This window comes from Rossellomorea aquimaris TF-12, assembly GCF_001648555.1.
In the GTDB taxonomy this organism is placed as follows: domain Bacteria; phylum Bacillota; class Bacilli; order Bacillales; family Bacillaceae_B; genus Rossellomorea; species Rossellomorea aquimaris.
Window position 1 is genome coordinate 79,529 of record NZ_LQXM01000025.1, and the last position, 20,242, is coordinate 99,770.

Sequence of the window (20,242 nt, forward strand, 5' to 3'; positions counted from 1 at the left end):
TCTTTAGTGATCTAACGTTTTCCCGTAGCTTACTTGTTCATTTTTCTTTTCATCAATTCCATATTTCTTATCAATACCGTCACTGACCTTCGCATTGATAAAAAGCAGAAGAATAAAGATAACGATACTACCTTGTGCTCCCATAAAATAATGGAACGGAAAGCCATTGATGGTCATCTTTGAAAAGCTCTCTGCAAATAAGACCACTCCAAAGGATGAAACGAGCCAAATGACTAAATACAGGGCCATATAGCGGTTTTTTTCTTTGAAATATCGATCGGCTACAGCTCTTTCAATTTTCTTCATTTATGTAACCCCTTTTCAATCTGTTTATTTTAGACTAAAAATAAATTTAACTGTCTCAAAAAATGGCGCAGGTACTATGGCGATTTGAAAAATAAAGTAAACAAATAAAGACAAAAATGGAACGGTTAAGAACAACGCTCTTTTCTTTTTTATTGCGAAGACGATACAAGCTACTGTTATGAGTAAAAACAAGATGAAGTAACCCAATCTTTCACCTCCAACTAATTAATATTGAATATTCTGAACATTTTATTCATGACATCATTATCTTTATAGAGAAAAGCTTGGTCAATACATACTTTACGACAAATTCAATTTCAATTTTTTAAAAGTATTTTCTTACGATAGTGATTTTTAAAGAACTTATTAGATTTCATTATTGGAAATGTTTTTCCAATGTAGTAACCTTCTTGTCGAATTTTAAGGAAATATTTGTATTAAATTCTGAAAGCAAAAAAACTGACTAGACGGGAAACTCCCGCTAGCCAGTTTTTATTTATTGATTACTCATTATCCTTTGCGTCTTCCTTCTGATCAGCGTCTTCTTGCTTCGGCTTTTTTTCTGCCTCTTCTTGTTTGCCTTCAGTCGCGTCTTTTTCAGAAGTATCATCTTCTACTGCATTTTCTTCTGCTGGTTCGGCTTCTGGCTGATCACCTGAAACATTTTTCTCTTCTACATTTACTTCTTGAAGAGTAGCAAGGGATTTGTGGAAGTAATCCAGTGGATTAACAGCTACATTTTCCTTGCGAATTTCAAAGTGTACGTGAACGCCAGCATCTTCGTTAAACAGGCTCTTTCCAGCTTTTGCGATAACTTGTCCTTGATCGACGATATCTCCAACTGCTACATCAAAGTCTTTGACTGATTGATAACGAGTGACAATTCCTTTGCTGTGCTCGATTTCAACTGTGTTACCTAAAAGTGAATCCTCTTGAACCTTTGTAACCGTTCCACTCATAGCTGCTAGAACATCAAACTCTTTCCCATCCATGGAGATGTCGATTCCCTGGTTTGGATAATACATATTTCCATACACCACTAAAGCTGCTTCCTGTTGCTCAGCAGAAGCTTCAGAATCGTAGAATTCTTTTTCGATTACTGTATCTTCTGGATTTTGAACTGGCATCACAAAGTTTTCTAATGTACGATTAACTTCTTCTGCCGGCTCATTAAACTCGTTGTCTGTAGGAATTCCATCATAGCTGTAATCCTTGGCTTTTTCCGACACATCATTTCCTGCTTGGTACCACAGAATCCCCGTGATAATGATTGCTGCACTTGCTAAATAGATTGCTGGGTATGCCCAACGTTTTTTCAAAAAGTTTTGAGAAGGTTGTTTCTTTTCTTCCTCTCTCATTTTCATCACCTCAGCAATCATTCTGAACAGAATTCTGAAAATATATACATATTCCTAAAAAAATTTTTAATTCTTATCTTTCGACAAAACCAATTAAATTATGTATTATTTTAAAAATAAGTTTGAACTAAGCTACAAATGTGGCATTACATAGCTCTCTATACTCCTATATCATGGTACAATGAAGAAAAAGAAAGGACTTGCTTATGAGAATATTGCTTAAATTTGCTTTAACTGCTGCGCCTTTTCTCTATATGATTCTCATATGGGTCATGTCCAGCAATCCTGACGATGCTGTCATTCGCTTCCCAAACGACACTTGGGATCGTTTTATAAAAGAATCTCTCCATCTCATTGAATTCGCCATTCTCTATGGATTATTTGTATTGGCTCTGTTAGCACATGGAATGCTTCGTTATACATTAAACTTTGCCGTAGCATTGATTGCTATATTTTATGGCTTTATCGATGAAATTCATCAATCTTTTGTTCCTTACCGCTCTTCAACAATGATTGATGCAGCGAAGGATTTACTTGGTGTTACCATTCTCTTTTGGATCGTCAATCGCACCTATTTTAAAAAATCCCATCACTTCTTAACAAAGTTTATGAAGAGTATTGAACACTATTTTGAAGGAATAAAAAAGGATTGATTCTTTAAAGGCTTTCAGCACGCCTTAAAGAATCAATCCTTTTATTTTATCGTTGTGCCGTCACTTTTTTCAGGAGATTGTCGGACTTTGTAATCTCTACACCTTTATAATAATGGGTAACAATTTCCTGATAGTCTTTCCCCTCTTTCGCCATACCGTTTGCTCCATATTGGCTCATTCCTACACCGTGTCCAGAGCCTTTCGTCGAGATGACAATGTGATTATCCTTTAAATACCAGGTAAAATCTGAGGATCTCAAGCCAAGCTTATCTCTTATTTCCCTGCCCGTGAAACCTTTACCGCTAATCTCTACATTTGCTACCCTTTTTCCTTCTGTTCGGGAAGTGATGGTCCCTACTGAACCATCATTCGGCAAGGCCACCCCTAATTTCTGCTGAAACTCGTTAATTGGAATGATCTTGGTATCCTCAAATCTAGGAGACGCTGAATCCCAAGGACTCTCCACACTCCTTAAATACGGTAATTCAGCCTCCCAATAAGCCTCGGAATTTTCCGTATATCCATTACTAGTCGAAAAGAAGGCGGCTGTAATAGGCTTTCCATTATAAGTGAGAACCTGGCCCATCGTTTCTCGTACTGCTTCTGAAATTTTGTTGATTTTCCATTCATAATCAGCACCCCAAAGATTCGCAAGCTCCTTTTGATTTTTATAAACCTGATGAGTAACCGTATCCGTTACATCAGCCCCTTTTGGAACATTGGCGTCATCTATAAGCAGATGATTGACAATATACGTCCTTGCAGCAAGAGCCTGTGCTTTTAATGCTTCTTTTTCAAAATCTGCCGGCATCTCTCCAGCCACTACTCCTACAACATACTGTTCTAAAGGAAGTTTTTCAATTAGATCCTGTTTTGATCGGTAGACAGCCACTTCTACGGAATCCCCTAATTCTTCAACAGATGGTGGATTCTTTAGCTTTTCATCTAAATTTGCTGTTTCTTTGTCTGAGGAGAAAGGGAGTACAAGGAGTGTTGGTACGATAAAAATCATGCTAATGAAAATTGAGAAGATAATCAGTACTGGTTTTAATTGCTTCATGTTCGCTGCCTCCAATGCAAGAATAAATAGGAGAATGCCCTAGCACAATTCTCCACTCATTTACATATGTATGGTAGTGGACAAGCTTTTATGAGAATTTTATATAGTTGGGGGATGTTTTTCTTTTGAGAGTCATGAAGCTCACTTTCCGCTCTAAATAGCCTATTTTATTGAGGAAGGATGAGAAACCTCTTACTGTTATATAAAAAACGAGCCGACTTCCACCATAATCAATCCGATTTGGGGTGTAATCGAGTCAGTTTACCTAGTAATCAATCCATTCCAAACTGAAATCGATCCAAAACTTTCAATTATCGATCCGTTTTCCAATTCTATACAAACACACCGTAAACAAAAAAAGTAAGCTTCTCTAAAAGAAAAGCTTACCCTTTTTTCTAACCTATTTTATGCATCTTTAATCATGTTTTGTTCAGAAACTGCTACATCTGCTTCTTCAACGTCATTAATACGTTCGATGTCAGCACCTAAGCCCGCAAGCTTTTGGTGGAAGTTCACATATCCACGATCTAAGTGCTTAAGTTCTGTTACGCGTGTATAGCCGTCTGCTACTAGACCAGCAATAGATAGGGCCGCTGCTGCACGTAAATCTGTTGCAGCTACTTCTGCTCCTTGTAGCGCTGTAGGTCCACTCATGATAACGGAACGACCTTCAATTTTAATGTCTGCTCCCATGCGACGGAATTCTTCTGCATGCATGAAACGGTTTTCGAACACAGTCTCAGTGATTACACTAGTACCGTCAGCTGCAAGAAGCAGGGCCATCATTTGAGATTGCATATCTGTTGGGAAACCAGGATGAGGCATTGTTTTGATATCGACTGATTTCAACTTTTCCGGTCCAATAACGCGCAGACCTTCTGCTTCATCAATAATGGTTACACCCATCTCTTCCATTTTGGCAACTAATGAAGATAAATGCTCAGGAATTGCTCCCTTTACAAGAACATCTCCTTGAGTAATAGCAGCTGCCACCATAAATGTTCCTGCTTCGATGCGGTCAGGAATTATGCTATGCTCTACTCCGTAAAGACGGTCAACACCTTCAATACGAATCGTGCCAGTACCAGCTCCGACAACATTTCCTCCCATTTTGTTCAGGAAGTTCGCTAAATCAACAATTTCAGGTTCTTTTGCTACGTTTTCTAGAATCGTTGTTCCTTCTGCAAGAGCTGCAGCCATCATAATGTTTTCTGTCGCTCCTACACTTGGGAAGTCAAGATATACTTTGGCACCTTGTAATCTGCCATCAACTTCTGCTTCGATAAAACCATTTCCAACCTTCACTTTTGCTCCCATTGCTTCAAAGCCTTTTAAGTGTTGGTCGATTGGTCTTGATCCAATAGCACATCCACCAGGTAGAGCTACACGAGCTTTACCAGTACGTCCTAATAATGAGCCCATTACTAGAACTGATGCACGCATTTTGCGTACATATTCGAATGGTGCTTCTACAAATAACTCTCTTGATGCATTCACGATAACTTCATCAGAGTTAAACTCAACATCTGTATTTAAATGACGTAATACTTCATTAATCGTATATACATCGGAGAGTGGTGGTACGTTTTTAATTATACTTTTTCCTTCACTTGCTAATAATGTAGCAGCGATGACAGGTAAAACGGCATTTTTTGCTCCTTCAACTTGAACAGTACCGCTTAAGCGCTGACCGCCGCGGACGATAATTTTTTCCAAGGTATTCCCCTCCGCGTCCAATTTCTCTATATTAATATTCAATGATTAGGATGGGTGTGCCAATGACAAAGGTTGTCTTGGTGCCCAATCCACTTTTCCGAAGACCTAGTTGTATGTTCATTTCATGATTTTTTGTTGGTATATTCCGTGACATTTGTTTCGAATATGCTGAAATGGAGTAAAAGTCATCTTCTTTTAAAGATTCCAATTCTTGAGCATCTAAATTAGACATCAAATCGACAGCTTGATTCGACAAAACTTTATCAAGCTTATCATTGAATTCGCCTTTTATACAAGAGAAAATCATAGGTTTATTAGTGAAAATGATTTCCATATTTGGGATAAAATGTTTCTTTAAATACTGCTTTGTTTTTTCTCCCAATGCTTTCTGATCACCACGTATTTCATACATAATATACGAGACACCATGGTCATTTGTAAGGGTGTGCTGAATCTTAATCGTTTCTTCCCCGTGAGAACTCTGACGAACTCCCACAACGATTATTTCTTCGGCTTTTTTATTTGTCACCCATTTAAAATCAGAAAATTTTTCTTGCATAGTCATACTATATTTGGCAAATCCTTTATTCGTGAAGCTTTTTCCATTTTCTCTTGCATATAGAGACCATTCAGTTACTTGACCTTGTGTTTGATCAATAGCCTGATCAAGCTTTTCGATGTCTAATAAATGATTGGCTTCGATAGTGTTGTTCCCATTAAAGACAGGAAGAAAACCTAATCCAACAAAAAATATTAAAAAAATGTAAAGATACCGTCTCATTTTCCATTCCTCCCCTTAGTAAAAGTCTTTCCGATTAGGGGGAGAACATACTTTCAAAATGTCGTCATCTTTTTACAATTCTCTTCATTGTTGAATGTCCTGTTCGTGTGAATCGTTTAATGAAACTTTTTCACAAAGGTACAAACACAAAATCAATCTTACTGAAAACATGCGGTGATGAAAACATGTAGGAAGTCCTATTTTTTAACAGAAAAGCGGAAGATGTAAATGTAATTGAGAATATTTACTCCTTTTCGCTTAAACGTGACTACTACTTAACGATTTACTGAAAGAATACAGGTAGCTGCTGAGACCATAAGTAATAGTCTAGTAAAAACTTGCTGACGGCTGACCCGATTGCAATTGTTAATAAGATATACAATAGTCTTCCTTGAGCTACTCGATTTTTCTTCAATAGCTTATCAAGCTGAATAGCTTGAAGAGACCAAAAGGTAATCCCAAAAACAAATAGATGAACAATCATGCTTATAAGGGCCTGCTGACCGAAGCTTTCTACCATTATTCTTCCTCCAATCGAATATTTTCGACACACTTAGTCATTTTACCACATAAAGCTCTCACAATATATGTAATTTACAAAATTTTTAAGATGAGTTTTGTTATGAGATTTCCTTTGAGGTCCGTCCCTCAAATGGGCTCTTTTTTTTGGGGGTTTTTTCTCTCTTATTTAGAGCAACAATGATGTGGATGTTTATATTAAAAACCTTTTCCTAACATCTCATGGAATACGTATATAAAAACAACTATCTTCATCATTCCAACTGGGTTGTTTATAGGGTTATTTGCTCTTTATCTTTGGGTCCAGTGGTTAACTTAATTTGAAGGGGGTATTAAATGACGAATAAAATTTTATATTCAATTTATTCGTGAAGTCATACGAGTAGAGTTAGCAGGAGGAAAGTAATCAACGGCTACTTTATAAGGGTTGGAAATGAAGTTCTCATGCTTTTTGATGGGAAAGATTACGTTTTACGAGCTATATTCAAAATATCCAGTTGTTAGCCAAAGATTCCTGTGGAAATTACTGAGCCACTGAAATTTCTTTGGTTGAAGATGATGATGAAAATGCTTTAAGAAAAATCCATAGGAAGCTTTTTAGAAATCTACACAACCGGCAACCAGTCTATACACGGTTATATTACAAGTATTATGAATGGTTACTTAACATTCTTTTCCCCCATGTATAAAACGATGCTGATTCCCCTTCAACACTTAGATTGGATCATTCCAAATTCTAGTCAATCTTCACCATCCGTCTTTAATTTAGGAATCGGAGAGGATTCTATCGGTAAAATTGATAGAGTAGAAGATAATATTATAGAAATCATTACTGCCAAAGGGGAACCTAGCTTTGTCGATATAGGGCATATCCAATCGGTACACTTGTGTTAGATACTCAAAAAACACCTTTCCAATTGGAAAGGTGTTTTTTATTAGAAATTACGTTCGGAAACGTTAATTCTGTTCATGGCACGCTTAAGTGCAAGCTCGGCACGACGGAAATCGACGCTTTCCTGTTGTGCCTGAATGCGACTTTCTGCGCGGCCTTTTGCTTCTTTAGCTCGTTGTACATCGATAGCTTCTGCTGTTTCAGCAGACTGTGCTAGAATTGTCACTTGTTCAGGACGTACTTCTAAAAATCCGCCACTGACAGCTACAAGCTCAGTGTTGCCACCTTTTTTCAGGCGTACCGCACCGATTTGTAGTGGAGCAACCATCGGAATGTGTCCAGGTAAGATTCCAAGCTCACCGCTTTGAGCCTTTGTGCTCACCATTTCCACTTCTGAATCGTACACTGGGCCATCGGGAGTGACAATATTGACTTTTAATGTCTTCATTTTCTTCCCTCCTGGTCCCTAATTATACCTCTACGCCCATTTCCTTCGCTGCAGCTAATACGTCCTCAATTGGACCTACTAGACGGAATGCATCTTCAGGAATGTGATCGTATTTACCTTCAAGAATATCAACGAAGCCTTTAACTGTGTCCTTCACTTCAACGTAAGAACCTTTTTGGCCAGTGAACTGTTCTGCAACGTGGAAGTTTTGAGATAAGAAGAATTGTACACGACGTGCGCGGTGTACTGTTAACTTATCATCATCAGAAAGCTCATCCATACCTAGGATCGCGATGATATCTTGAAGTTCTTTATAGCGCTGTAATGTTTGTTGAACGTTACGAGCAACATTGTAGTGTTCTTCTCCAACAATCTCAGGAGAAAGAGCACGAGAAGTTGATGCTAAAGGATCTACCGCAGGGTAGATACCCATTTCTGAAAGCTTACGCTCAAGATTTGTTGTTGCATCTAAGTGAGCGAAAGTTGTTGCAGGAGCTGGATCAGTGTAGTCATCGGCAGGTACATAGATCGCTTGGATCGATGTTACAGAACCTACGTTTGTTGACGTGATACGCTCTTGTAATTGACCCATTTCAGTAGCAAGTGTTGGCTGGTAACCAACGGCAGAAGGCATACGTCCTAGAAGGGCAGAAACCTCAGAACCTGCTTGCGTGAAACGGAAGATGTTATCGATGAACAGAAGTACGTCTTGACCTTGCTCATCACGGAAATATTCAGCCATTGTAAGACCTGTCAGGGCAACACGCATACGTGCTCCTGGTGGCTCGTTCATTTGACCGAATACCATCGCTGTTTTCTTAATAACGCCAGAATCACTCATCTCGTGGTAAAGGTCATTTCCTTCACGAGTACGCTCTCCAACACCGGCGAATACAGAGATACCACCGTGCTCTTGGGCGATGTTGTTAATAAGCTCCTGGATTAATACGGTTTTACCAACACCGGCACCACCGAATAGACCGATCTTACCACCCTTGATATATGGTGCAAGTAAGTCTACTACTTTGATACCTGTTTCAAGAATCTCAACTTCTGTAGAAAGTTGATCAAAAGTAGGTGCTTGTCTGTGAATTGGATCGCGACGGGCACCTGCTTCTAGAGGCTCATCTAAATCGATTGATTCACCTAGAACGTTGAATACACGACCTAAAGTTACATCCCCTACTGGTACAGAGATTGGTGCTCCTGTATCAAGTACGTCAGCTCCACGTTGTAAACCGTCCGTAGAAGCCATAGCAATCGTACGTACAGAATCATCACCTAGGTGAAGGGCAACCTCTAATGTAAGTTCAGCTCTATCTGCAATTTGGACCTTTAATGAGTTGTAGATATCAGGAAGTTGGCCACTGGCAAACTTGACATCAACAACTGGACCCATTACTTGAAGAACGTGTCCTTTGTTCATCTCTTTCCCTCCTAACTAGCTTTTGACAAAAACTTTATAAAGTATAAACGGTTATAAAAACCGTTATCGTTCTATTCCAGTGCCGCTGCCCCACCAACAATCTCAGTGATTTCCTGAGTGATGGCTGCTTGACGTGCACGGTTAAATGATAGTGTAAGGTCACTAATGATTTCCTTCGCATTATCCGTTGCATTTCTCATGGCTGTCATACGAGCAGCATGCTCACTTGCTTTACCGTCCAATAATGCACCGTAAATCAAGCTTTCAGCGTATTGAGGAAGCAACACTTCCAGGATCTCCTCTGCAGAAGGCTCAAATTCGTAAGAAGTAAGCTTCCCTGAAGGAGTCAGATCCGTTAACGGTAATACTTTTTTCTCCGTAACATCCTGTTGGATTGCACTTACATAGTGGTTGTAGAACATATACAGTTCATCATATGCCTCAGACGAGAACATACCAACCGCTTTGTTTGCGATATCCTTAATGTCTGCGAAATTCGGTTGATCCGGAAGACCAACGACTGTTTCCAAGACATTATAGCCTTTTTTACGGAAGAAATCAGCACCGACACGGCCTAGAGCAATAATGGCGAATTCATCATTCGAGCTGTGACGCTCTTTAATTCGATTGCTAACAGCACGGATTACGCTACTGTTATATGCCCCCGCCAAACCACGATCTGATGTAATGACCAAATACCCGGTTCTTTTAACGGGGCGGGAGACTAGCATCGGATTCCTCACACCTTGACTACCCGCTGCAACGGATGTCACCACTTCTTGAATTTTGTTCATGTAAGGAACGAATGACTTAGCATTCGTCTCCGCACGATTCAATTTAGAAGCCGAAACCATTTCCATTGCTTTGGTGATTTGACTTGTCTTTTTGGTAGAAGTAATACGAGTTTGTATATCGCGTAACGATGCCACTGGTTCTCACCACCCTTTACATATTGTCAGACGTAAGGGAGCTTGGTACGAGAGCACAAGCTATTCCCCTACGGTTGTTGTTGCCGTTTAGCCGACAACCTTTATCCCTTATTCAGACTTAATGAATGTCTTCTTGAATTCATTGATAGCTGCTGCCATTGCATCGTCTTCAGGAAGACCTTTAGTCGTACGAATATGGTCTAACAGTTCAGTATGGTTGTGATCTAACCAGCTTAGGAATTCACCTTCGAAACGACGAATGTCTACTACTGGAATATCATCTAAATGACCTTTTGTAAGTGAATAGAAGATCATAACTTGTTTTTCAACTTTAAGTGGTTTGTTAAGATCCTGTTTCAGTACTTCTACTGTACGAGCACCACGATTTAGTTTCGCTTGTGTCGCTTTATCAAGATCAGATCCAAATTGAGCAAATGCTTCAAGCTCACGGTAAGCAGCTAAGTCAAGACGAAGAGTACCAGAAACCTTTTTCATTGCTTTAATTTGTGCGGATCCACCAACACGTGATACGGATAAACCTGCATTGATCGCCGGACGAACACCGGAGAAGAATAAGTCAGATTGTAAGAAAATCTGTCCGTCAGTGATGGAGATAACGTTTGTTGGGATATAAGCTGAGATATCTCCAGCTTGTGTTTCAACGAATGGTAATGCAGTGATGGAACCTCCACCTTTAGCATCACTTAACTTCGCTGCACGCTCAAGTAAACGAGAGTGTAGGTAGAATACGTCACCAGGGAATGCTTCACGACCTGGAGGACGGCGTAATAATAGGGAAAGCTCACGGTAAGCCGAAGCCTGTTTAGAAAGATCATCATATACAACAAGAACGTGCTTGCCGTTATGCATGAACTCTTCACCCATAGTGATACCAGCATATGGTGCTAAGAATAGCATTGGAGCTGGTGAAGCAGCTGATGCTGTTACAACGATTGTGTAATCTAAAGCACCGTGCTTACGTAATGTCTCAACTGCGTTACGTACAGTTGATTCTTTTTGACCAATTGCAACATAGATACATATCATGTCTTGGTCTTTTTGGTTTAAAATTGAGTCAATCGCAACAGATGTTTTACCTGTTTGACGATCTCCGATAATTAATTCACGTTGTCCACGACCGATTGGAACTAAAGCGTCAATCGCTTTAATACCTGTTTGAAGTGGCTCGTGTACAGATTTACGATCCATAACACCAGGAGCTCCACCTTCAATTGGACGTGTTTTTGTTGTAGCAATTGGACCTAATCCATCAACTGGTTGTCCAAGTGAGTTTACAACACGACCTACTAGTTCTTGTCCTACTGGTACTTCCATGATACGTCCAGTACGACGAACCTCATCGCCTTCACGAATGCCTGTATATGGTCCGAGAATGATGATACCAACGTTGTTCTCTTCTAAGTTTTGTGCCATTCCCATGACACCGTTAGAAAATTCAACAAGCTCTCCAGCCATGACATTGTCGAGGCCATGAGCACGAGCGATACCGTCACCGATTTGGATAACTGTACCTACGTCGCTTACTTTCATCTCAGACTGATAGTTTTCAATTTGCTTTTTTATCAGCGCGCTGATTTCTTCCGCCTTGATGCTCATGAATTTCACCCCTCATTTATACGAAAGTTAACGAATTAGTTCACGCTCAAGACGAGTTAATTTACCTTGCAGGCTTCCATCATAAATACGGGTTCCGATTTGAACCTTGATGCCGCCAAGTAAATTTTCGTCTGTCACATTGGTAATTCTAAGTGATTGTTTTCCTACTTTTTTTGCAAAAGAAGATGATAATGCTTTTTGCTCATCTTCACTTAACGGACGTACAGAGTACACTGTGGCATCTGCAACACCGTGTGCTTCATTTGCTTGTTCAATGAACGCATCCACTAAACCAACAATTTGATCCGTGCGATGACGGTCTGTAAGAAGCATTAAAGTATTTGATACATATGGTGAAGCAGTTGAAAATGCTTCTTGTATAATCGCTTTCTTCTTATCTAACGTCAGCTTTGGGTTTTCAAAAAGAACACTTAATTCCTTGTTTTCTAAGAAAACAGCTTTTACTGCGCGTAACTCTTCTTCAATTGCTTCAAGTTGATTATGCTCCTGGGCAATTTCGAAAAGAGCTAACGCATAACGCTTTGCAATTGTAGAGTAGCTCATCGCTCTTCCCCTACCTCATGAATATAATCGTTAATTAACTTCTGTTGGTCGTCTGCTGAAAGTTCTTTCTCGATAACCTTAGAAGCAATAAGTACTGATAAAGATGCAACCTGTTCGCGTAGTGCTGTAACAGCTTGTTCTTTTTGTGTTTCGATTTCACGCTTAGCTGACTCTTTCAAGCGCTCTGCTTCTAAACGAGCAGTTGCGATAATCTCTTCACGTTGCTCAGAACCTTGTTTCTTAGAGTTTTCAATCATTGTTTGAGCTTCTTGGCGTGCTTCTTTAAGAAGCTGCTTTTGCTCTTCTAAAATGTTGTTTGCCTCTGTGCGGCTCTTTTCTGCTGCTGAGATTTCACCAGCGATATGATCCTCACGTTGTTGCATAATCCCCATTAACGGTCCCCAAGCAAATTTCTTAAGAAGCGCCATTAGGATAAGGAACATAACAAGTTGGAAAAGGATATCTCCACTATTAAAGTGGCCACCTGCAGTTTCACCAATAACGAATGCGTTAGTTAACATACTCGATTCACTCCCTTCAAGAATCGATTGGATCTTATTTTTTAATAAAGAACAAATCTATACTTGCTCGAATAATTCTTTCAGTACATACGAATGGCGAAGATAATCGTCAAGACGAACTTCGCCATTTAACATTATTGCGTCAGTTCTATTAGCTTCCTAGTGCGATGAATGCAATAACTACACCGATGATTGGAAGTGCCTCAACTAATGCGATACCGATAAACATTGTTGTTTGTAAAGTACCTCTTAATTCTGGTTGACGTGCAATTCCTTCTACTGTACGACCTACGATAAGACCGTTACCAATACCTGCTCCTAGTGCTGCTAAACCAACTGCGATTGCTGCTGCGATAAGACTCATTCTAAAGTTCCTCCTTTAATGTATAAGAAAAATATTTTTTACATATATGTTTGTCCACCGTAATGAACAGGTATATATTAATGGTCGTGGCTGACTTTGTGAGCCATATAAACCATTGTTAACATACAGAAAATAAATGCTTGGATTGACCCAATAAATACTGAGAACCCTTGCCATGCAAGCATGGGAGCGATTGCTCCAATAAGACCGCCAGGACCACCATTCACGGCTAAACCTGCGATTAATGCTAACAGAATTTCACCTGCATAGATGTTCCCGTAAAGACGTAGCCCCAATGTAAGAGTATTTGCAAACTCTTCAATGATTTTTAGCGGGAATAACCACCACATAGGCTTGAAAAAGTCTTTACCGTATTCACCGAACCCTTTCAATCTGATTCCATAATAATGGGATAGTGCTACCACCATAACTGCAAGAGTCAGTGTGATTGCCGGATCGGCTGTAGGTGATTTCCACCATAGCTCATGATCATACACAACTGAGAATGGAAGCCCCAGCATGTTTGATACAAAGATATACATGATAATAGTGAGACCTAAAATATGAAAACGACCACCCGTTTTCCAGTCCATGTTACTTTTAATAATCCCTTTAACAAAGTCCATAACCCACTCGAAAAAGTTTTGCATTCCAGTTGGTTTAAGAGCTAAGCGCCGTGTAGACAAGAGAGCAATAATAAACACAATGGCAGATGCGACCGTGATCATCATTACGTTGGCCAGGTTAAAAGTCAGACCCATAAAATCGGCTAAAGGTGCTTCATGATTCAAAATACTTCACCTCTCTTCCCCGCTATTTATTAGTTTTAAAAGTGCTAAAAAAATAATCTATCATAATGACAATATAGGTTGTCATTAATCCAATAATAAGACTTAGGAGATGAAATGTTTCTGGAAAACGGGTAGCAATTATGACACCTAAGGCTGCTGCAGCCATCCTGGAAGTGGTCCCTAGTGATCTCACTTTTTTTCCTGCTAAGACGGCGTCTCCAAATTTGGTGACTCGCTTTGCCATGCCCCAGTGCATAAAGAAACTTAAACTTGTCCCTAAAATTAACCCTAAGAATACTGATTTGTGGGCGGTGAATCCCCAACCCAGGACGTAAATAGAAAGCACGTATACTATGTATTTCCGCTGTCTATTAAACATTTGATGAAGTTCCGGCATATCTTATTATTCTCCTAAGAAGAAATGTCGTACTGTACGAAGCATCGCATAGATTCCTGCTGCTAACCCCAGGAGTAATCCGATGATTAAAAAGAGTGGTGCTGAATCTACTTGTTGATCAATCCATTTCCCTAGAAAGATTCCTATTAAAATAGAACCAACAAGCTGTGATAAAATGGCAGAATAAATCGCCATCGCTTTATATGGGCTTTGGTTTTTTTGACCCATTTTAACCCTTCCCATCCATTAAAAATTGAAGGTGAGTTAAACACTATTCATATGATGTAAAACCGTTTTCATCATGCTTATACACTTGTGAAAACCCTATCATTTTACATCCTTTGTAAGCATACAATAGGGCTTTATCTATGTCAATGCAATCAAGTTAAAAAGTTCACAACCTATCCACGCGTTTCAAAATTGTTCACATTTTCAACACATTTACTAGAAAAAAAGGCGCAAAATATTTAAACGTGCCCTTCACAGTATAAGCGTTTTTTGCTTTTTGGGGTTATCTGATCGCCTTCTTCAACTCCAATAGAAGCTGTGACAATTAGGACTAAATAACCTCATCGTCTGTGCTCTCAAACTCTACCAATTGCCCAACCATTTAATAGACATTAAATCATTATGCCCCCCTCATTATATAGAAAATTCCGTTATGGAGTAACCCATGAATTTAATGTAAATACTTCCAATCAGTCAGAAACGAAGCTCATTCAACCATCAGTATCACCACTATGAAACAGAAATTAAAACAAAACCGGATTTCTTTAAATAGAAATCCGGTTTTGTTTTAACTTATTTCGTTCCATATAGTCGATCGCCTGCGTCTCCTAAACCAGGGACGATGTAGCCTTTTTCGTTAAGCTTTTCATCAAGTGCTGCAATATAGATATCTACATCTGGATGTTCTTCCTTGATAGCATCTACCCCTTCAGGACATGCAACTAAACACATGAAAGTAATGTTTTTTGCGCCACGTTTCTTTAATGAATTAATCGCTTCCACTGCTGAACCACCAGTCGCAAGCATTGGATCTACTAAAATGAAATCACGCTCTTCAACATCACTTGGAAGCTTTACATAATATTCAATCGGTTTTAGAGTCTCTGGATCACGATATAATCCTACATGGCCAACCTTAGCCGCAGGGATTAGCTTCAGAATTCCATCAACCATTCCTAAGCCTGCACGCAGGATCGGAACAATCCCTAATTTTTTTCCTGTAAGGGTTTTCGCCTTCGCTGTGCTCACAGGCGTTTCAATTTCAATCTCTTCAAGGGGAAGCTCACGTGTAATTTCAAACGCCATAAGTGTAGATACTTCATCTACCAGCTCGCGAAATTCCTTTGTACCTGTGTTCTTATCACGTATAAACGTTAGCTTGTGTTGGATTAATGGATGATCAAATACATATACTTTTCCCATTCGACTCTCTCCTTTAAATTCATTTTATGTAAAAATAATTTATCTATATCATTTACACCTTTGACTATTGTACATAAAAGACTATTTAAGAGCAATAAGATAGGGAATGTGTAATGAAATCGTTAGAATGTTTTTAACAACTTCCTTTAATCTATTCTATTATTCTATTGACTCTGTTAATTAAAGTGTGGATTGGTTCTAGCAATGTCTATTAAAAAACCTCCTTAAAAGGGAGGTCCGTCCCTAATAAAGAGGTTTTTTTAGAATCCATTATCTTTCAGGATATAATTCGAATTTGCTTGTTAAGTCGAGAACACGCTTGCGTGCTTCTTCCAGCTTTGCCTCATTTTCGTGGTTTTTCAATGTCAGTGCCATGATAGAGGCAATTTCATCCATGTCTTCTAAACCGAAGCCTCTAGATGTTACAGCTGCAGTACCAATACGCACTCCACTCGTTACGAAAGGACTTTCCGGATCAAACGGGATTGTATTTTTGTTTACAGTAATCCCAATTTCATCTAATACCTTTTCAGCAATCTTCCCTGTTAAACCCAGTGAACGAAGGTCAATTAATAATAGATGATTATCGGAACCACCTGATACTAGATTAATCCCTTCTTTTACTAATCCTTCTCCTAAGCGCGCAGCATTATCGATAATGTTCTGAGCATACTCTTTAAAAGAATCCTGCAACGCTTCTCCAAATGCAACGGCTTTTGCAGAAATAACATGCATTAGAGGTCCACCCTGTAGTCCCGGGAAAATAGATTTGTCGATTTTCTTCGCAAACTCTTCTTTACACAGAATCATCCCGCCACGAGGACCACGTAGTGTTTTGTGAGTCGTCGTTGTCACGAAGTCTGCGTATGGAACTGGATTCTGATGAAGTCCAGCCGCTACTAATCCAGCGATGTGAGCCATATCTACCATTAAATATGCGCCCACTTCGTCTGCGATTTCACGGAATTTAGCAAAATCGATCTTTCTTGGATACGCACTTGCTCCTGCTACAATCAGCTTCGGCTTGTGCTCTAACGCTTTTTGTCTTACATCTTCGTAGTTGATTAGGTGCTTCTCATCATCCACACCATACTCTACGAAATTATATTGAATTCCACTGAAGTTCACTGAACTCCCGTGAGTTAAATGTCCGCCATGAGATAGATTCATTCCAAGAACTGTGTCCCCTTGTTCTAGAATGGTAAAGTAGACTGCCATATTGGCTTGTGCTCCTGAATGGGGTTGAACATTCGCATGCTCCGCTCCAAAAAGTTCTTTCGCACGGTCGCGAGCTAAATTCTCAGCTACATCTACGTGCTCACAGCCACCATAATAGCGACGACCAGGGTACCCCTCTGCATACTTATTCGTTAAAACGGAGCCTTGTGCTTCCATAACGGCTTCACTAACAAAGTTTTCAGATGCAATTAACTCGATTTTCGTTCGCTGACGCTCTAATTCATCTTGAATCGCTGCATAAATTTCCGGATCTTGCTTGGCAATCTTACTCATACATATCCCCCTTTTAATCATAGGCCCAACTTCTCTAGGTGCCTCATTGATTCATTCACTACCATTCTATCATGATTAATAAAAACTCGAAATAAAAACGTATAGGCAAAATGGAATGTTCGTGTTTGGAGAGGGACGGACCTTGAAGAGGGATTGTATTGTTGATGAAGGTTAAGATTGGTTGATTTTTCGGGGGTGTGTGTTTGTCGAAAAATCGGTAGCTCGCTGATATATTTCGAATTTCGCTCGATAAATTGAGAATTTCGCTGATATATTTGTTTTTTCGCTCGATAAATTCCAGATTTCGCTGATATATTTCTTCGGCCCTCACAAAAAGCATGGAATCTCCATTTGGAATCAGACAACTCTCCCATTAATGCTTAATTAGCTATGTATTCTCTATTAATTAATATGAAAAACAGCTATTTTTCATAAAAATATGGAGTTTTTGCCCCAATCCTGGGTCCAAAAAAGAGGTGCGTCCCTCATCGCTTTAACGCAACGAGGGACGCACCTCCGATATCAGATTTATTCATTCATACACAGCCCGCACTCCACCAATTAACTTTGGTCTTGTTTTCGCAAGGGTGACGTGGGCTTCACCGAGGCTTTTTTGTGATACTCGGATTGGGACCGCAACGTGTTTTAGGTGCATTCCGATGAAGGTGTCACCGATATCAATGCCGGCATCTCCTTTGATGTGTTCGACCATCGCGGGATTTGAAAAGGAATGGTACGCATGAGTCGCCATGGCTCCACCGGCTTTTCGCACAGGAACAACGGTTACTTCATCCAGACCTCTCTGTTCAACTAGCTCTCTCTCCACCACTATGGCCCGGTTCAAATGTTCACAGCATTGAAAGGCAAGGAAGACTCCAAGGGAATCCGAGAAGGTTTTCAGCTCAGAAAAAATCATTTCTGCCACTTCAATGGTTCCCGCTGTACCAATTCGTTCTCCCATTACTTCAGACGTGGAACAGCCTACAACAAAAACTTGTCCCTGTTTCATTGGAACCTTATTCTTAAAATCGTGTAAGATTTCTTGTAGTTGTTCTTTTAGTTGAGCGATTTCCATGAAATCCTCTCCTTAATGTTTGTCTTCGTAAGCGGCAATTTTCCCTATTCGATTGGCGTGACGTCCGCCTTCAAACTCTGTTTCTAACCATGTTTTAGCGATTTCACGTGCTAGTCCCGGACCGATGACACGTTCACCCATAGCAAGAATGTTGCTATCATTGTGTTGACGAGTGGCTTTTGCACTGAAAACGTCATGCACAAGGGCACAGCGAATGCCTTTTACTTTGTTCGCAGAAATGCTCATTCCAATTCCAGTTCCACAGATGAGAATTCCACGATCAAACTCTCCACTTGCTACTTTTTCAGCTACTGGCACTGCATAGTCTGGATAGTCTACAGAGCTTCCACATTCACATCCGAAATCCTCAAACTCCAACCCGATTTCTTCTAATAATGATTTGATTTCTTCACGAATAGTTACTCCACCGTGATCTGATGCAATAGCGATTTTCATTCTACGTCACTCCTCTATTTTTTCTATTGTTTGTTAGTTTTATTTTGACATACCCATTTCAATATATAAAGTTTTTGATAAAAAAACTAGCATGAGAAATCATGCTAGCTGTTTTTCTTATAAATGGAAACGAGTAATTGTACTCTTTAACGATTCTGCTTGTGCCTTCAGATTTAACGCCAATTTTTCTACGTTTTCCATTACTTCTGCTTGCTCTTTTGTGGATTCTGATACTTCTTCAGCACCTGCTGAGGTTTCTTCTGCTATGGCTGCTACTTCTTGTGATTGTTGGGAAGTTAATTGAATACTATCCATTTGTTGATCCACAAGCGTTGAGATTTTTTTAACAGAGTCAGCCACTTCATGAATGGTGTGGGTCATGACTTCTATCATTTCATTTGTCTTCGTACCTTTTTCCGCTTCACTGTTGGCAGAGTCTACTTGAGACGTGATTTGTCCGACTACATTTCCTACTTCGGTTTGGATGTTTTGGATCAGTTCAGAAATTCCCTGAACGGCCTTTCCACTTTCATCTGCCAGTTTACGTACTTCCTCGGCAACGACTGCAAATCCTTTTCCGTGCTCTCCTGCACGTGCTGCTTCAATGGAAGCATTTAATGCTAGTAAGTTCGTTTGATTCGCTATATCTCCAACGAGTTGAATAATTTGTTCTACTTTTTTCGCATTATCTTCTAAGCGACGAACCGCTTCTAAGGAGTCTTCGTTTCCTTTTGCCAAACGACTAATTCCCGATACAAGGGAGTGAATGACTTCTTTACTTCCTTGAAGCTCTGTCACCATATTCGTCGATATTTGCTCAGATGACTTGGAATGATTCTGCACTTCCTGAGCGATGCGAATGACGTCTTCAACGGACTCAGCTGTTGTCTGAATAGACATGGCAGAGCTTTCGGCACCTGCTGAGATTTCACTGATTGTTTTTGAAATCGAATCGGCTTGAATAGAAGCCATTTGCGACGCCTTAGATAAATCAATTACATTTGAGTTTGTCTTATTGAAGTTCTCATCGATACTCGACACCATATCACGAAGGTTATGAAGCATACGATTAAATGCTAACGCCAACGAACGTATCTCGTCATCAGATTTCGGAACCTCTACTTCTACGGCAATATCCCCTTCTGCTGCTTTTAACGCAGCCTGCTCTAATCGTTGAAGTGGTTTGACGATAAACCTAGCGGCAAAAAAGGCAAGTACTCCTGACCAGAATACACCCATTCCTAGCGTCATGCTCGTAAAGGCAAATTCACTTACATTCGGTGCGAAATTTGGCTTAATAAAATAAATGAAAAATGCACTGGTTGAATATGTTACCACGGCAAGAATTGTGATAAAAAATACTAATTTCTTTCTAAGACCTGATTTGTAACCTTTCACTTTCCCCATCCTTTTTTCTCTCTCCCCA

General features: G+C 39.7%; 23 protein-coding genes. 1 reads left to right on the forward strand and 22 read right to left on the reverse strand.

From position 1 onward, the window contains the following. Window positions 1-3: 3 nt before the first annotated feature. From IQI_RS06930 to IQI_RS06940, 3 genes are all read right to left on the reverse strand, one after another. The gene (locus tag IQI_RS06930; RefSeq protein ID WP_064091920.1) at window positions 4-306 is read right to left on the reverse strand and encodes a DUF4212 domain-containing protein; all 303 of its coding nucleotides are present in this window, start codon (window positions 304-306) and stop codon (window positions 4-6) included. 24 nt (window positions 307-330) lie between these two features. Beyond that, complete coding sequence (locus IQI_RS06935) at window positions 331-513, reverse strand: hypothetical protein (RefSeq protein ID WP_064091921.1); 183 nt, start codon at window positions 511-513, stop codon at window positions 331-333. A 296-nt stretch (window positions 514-809) separates the two neighbouring features. Continuing rightward, the gene (locus tag IQI_RS06940; protein WP_064091922.1) at window positions 810-1,664 is read right to left on the reverse strand and encodes a M23 family metallopeptidase; all 855 of its coding nucleotides are present in this window, start codon (window positions 1,662-1,664) and stop codon (window positions 810-812) included. Between the two features lie 206 nt (window positions 1,665-1,870). On the opposite strand from IQI_RS06940, the gene IQI_RS06945 reads away from it, so the two are divergent. Further along, window positions 1,871-2,317: a VanZ family protein gene (locus tag IQI_RS06945; protein WP_082892617.1), complete on the forward strand. Its 447-nt coding sequence runs from the start codon at window positions 1,871-1,873 to the stop codon at window positions 2,315-2,317. A 46-nt stretch (window positions 2,318-2,363) separates the two neighbouring features. Here IQI_RS06945 and spoIID read toward each other — a convergent pair whose 3' ends face one another. From spoIID to IQI_RS07040, 19 genes are all read right to left on the reverse strand, one after another. Continuing rightward, on the reverse strand, window positions 2,364-3,377 hold the full coding sequence (gene spoIID, locus IQI_RS06950; RefSeq protein WP_064091923.1) for a stage II sporulation protein D: 1,014 nt from the start codon (window positions 3,375-3,377) through the stop codon (window positions 2,364-2,366). A 405-nt stretch (window positions 3,378-3,782) separates the two neighbouring features. Beyond that, window positions 3,783-5,093 carry a UDP-N-acetylglucosamine 1-carboxyvinyltransferase gene (gene murA / locus IQI_RS06955; RefSeq protein ID WP_064091924.1) on the reverse strand — a complete coding sequence of 437 codons (1,311 nt, stop codon included), beginning with the start codon at window positions 5,091-5,093 and terminating at the stop codon, window positions 3,783-3,785. 31 nt (window positions 5,094-5,124) lie between these two features. After that, complete coding sequence (locus IQI_RS06960; RefSeq protein ID WP_064091925.1) at window positions 5,125-5,874, reverse strand: YwmB family TATA-box binding protein; 750 nt, start codon at window positions 5,872-5,874, stop codon at window positions 5,125-5,127. A gap of 283 nt (window positions 5,875-6,157) precedes the next feature. After that, a complete protein-coding gene (locus IQI_RS06965; protein ID WP_064091926.1) occupies window positions 6,158-6,394 on the reverse strand; it encodes a DUF1146 family protein in 237 nt (78 codons plus the stop codon). Between the two features lie 934 nt (window positions 6,395-7,328). Beyond that, entirely contained in the window at window positions 7,329-7,733 is a 405-nt protein-coding gene (locus tag IQI_RS06970) for a F0F1 ATP synthase subunit epsilon (RefSeq protein WP_064091927.1), read from the reverse strand. Window positions 7,734-7,755: 22 nt separating this feature from the next. Further along, window positions 7,756-9,159 (reverse strand): F0F1 ATP synthase subunit beta, encoded by a 1,404-nt coding sequence (gene atpD, locus IQI_RS06975; protein ID WP_064091928.1) that lies wholly within the window; start codon window positions 9,157-9,159, stop codon window positions 7,756-7,758. Between the two features lie 71 nt (window positions 9,160-9,230). Beyond that, the gene (locus tag IQI_RS06980; protein ID WP_064091929.1) at window positions 9,231-10,088 is read right to left on the reverse strand and encodes a F0F1 ATP synthase subunit gamma; all 858 of its coding nucleotides are present in this window, start codon (window positions 10,086-10,088) and stop codon (window positions 9,231-9,233) included. A 108-nt stretch (window positions 10,089-10,196) separates the two neighbouring features. Next, window positions 10,197-11,705, reverse strand: coding sequence for a F0F1 ATP synthase subunit alpha (atpA, locus tag IQI_RS06985; RefSeq protein WP_064091930.1), 1,509 nt, complete (start codon window positions 11,703-11,705; stop codon window positions 10,197-10,199). A gap of 27 nt (window positions 11,706-11,732) precedes the next feature. Beyond that, window positions 11,733-12,269: a F0F1 ATP synthase subunit delta gene (locus IQI_RS06990; protein WP_064091931.1), complete on the reverse strand. Its 537-nt coding sequence runs from the start codon at window positions 12,267-12,269 to the stop codon at window positions 11,733-11,735. Next, a complete protein-coding gene (gene atpF / locus IQI_RS06995; RefSeq protein ID WP_064091932.1) occupies window positions 12,266-12,790 on the reverse strand; it encodes a F0F1 ATP synthase subunit B in 525 nt (174 codons plus the stop codon). Before atpF ends, IQI_RS06990 begins: the two co-directional genes overlap by 4 nt. 151 nt (window positions 12,791-12,941) lie before the next feature. Continuing rightward, the gene (atpE, locus tag IQI_RS07000) at window positions 12,942-13,154 is read right to left on the reverse strand and encodes a F0F1 ATP synthase subunit C (RefSeq protein ID WP_032086923.1); all 213 of its coding nucleotides are present in this window, start codon (window positions 13,152-13,154) and stop codon (window positions 12,942-12,944) included. Window positions 13,155-13,231: 77 nt separating this feature from the next. Next, complete coding sequence (atpB, locus tag IQI_RS07005; RefSeq protein ID WP_064091933.1) at window positions 13,232-13,945, reverse strand: F0F1 ATP synthase subunit A; 714 nt, start codon at window positions 13,943-13,945, stop codon at window positions 13,232-13,234. Window positions 13,946-13,967: 22 nt separating this feature from the next. Then, a complete protein-coding gene (locus tag IQI_RS07010; RefSeq protein WP_064091934.1) occupies window positions 13,968-14,342 on the reverse strand; it encodes an ATP synthase subunit I in 375 nt (124 codons plus the stop codon). Window positions 14,343-14,348: 6 nt separating this feature from the next. Next, the gene (locus IQI_RS07015) at window positions 14,349-14,570 is read right to left on the reverse strand and encodes an AtpZ/AtpI family protein (RefSeq protein WP_064091935.1); all 222 of its coding nucleotides are present in this window, start codon (window positions 14,568-14,570) and stop codon (window positions 14,349-14,351) included. Window positions 14,571-15,143: 573 nt separating this feature from the next. Beyond that, window positions 15,144-15,773: a uracil phosphoribosyltransferase gene (upp, locus tag IQI_RS07020; protein ID WP_064091936.1), complete on the reverse strand. Its 630-nt coding sequence runs from the start codon at window positions 15,771-15,773 to the stop codon at window positions 15,144-15,146. Between the two features lie 270 nt (window positions 15,774-16,043). Beyond that, a complete protein-coding gene (locus IQI_RS07025) occupies window positions 16,044-17,285 on the reverse strand; it encodes a serine hydroxymethyltransferase (protein WP_064091937.1) in 1,242 nt (413 codons plus the stop codon). Between the two features lie 532 nt (window positions 17,286-17,817). Further along, on the reverse strand, window positions 17,818-18,360 hold the full coding sequence (locus tag IQI_RS07030; protein ID WP_064091938.1) for a TIGR01440 family protein: 543 nt from the start codon (window positions 18,358-18,360) through the stop codon (window positions 17,818-17,820). A 12-nt stretch (window positions 18,361-18,372) separates the two neighbouring features. Next, a complete protein-coding gene (gene rpiB / locus IQI_RS07035) occupies window positions 18,373-18,816 on the reverse strand; it encodes a ribose 5-phosphate isomerase B (protein ID WP_064091939.1) in 444 nt (147 codons plus the stop codon). A gap of 117 nt (window positions 18,817-18,933) precedes the next feature. Beyond that, window positions 18,934-20,223, reverse strand: a complete 1,290-nt coding sequence (locus tag IQI_RS07040; RefSeq protein ID WP_064091940.1) for a methyl-accepting chemotaxis protein — start codon at window positions 20,221-20,223, stop codon at window positions 18,934-18,936. Window positions 20,224-20,242: the final 19 nt, after the last annotated feature.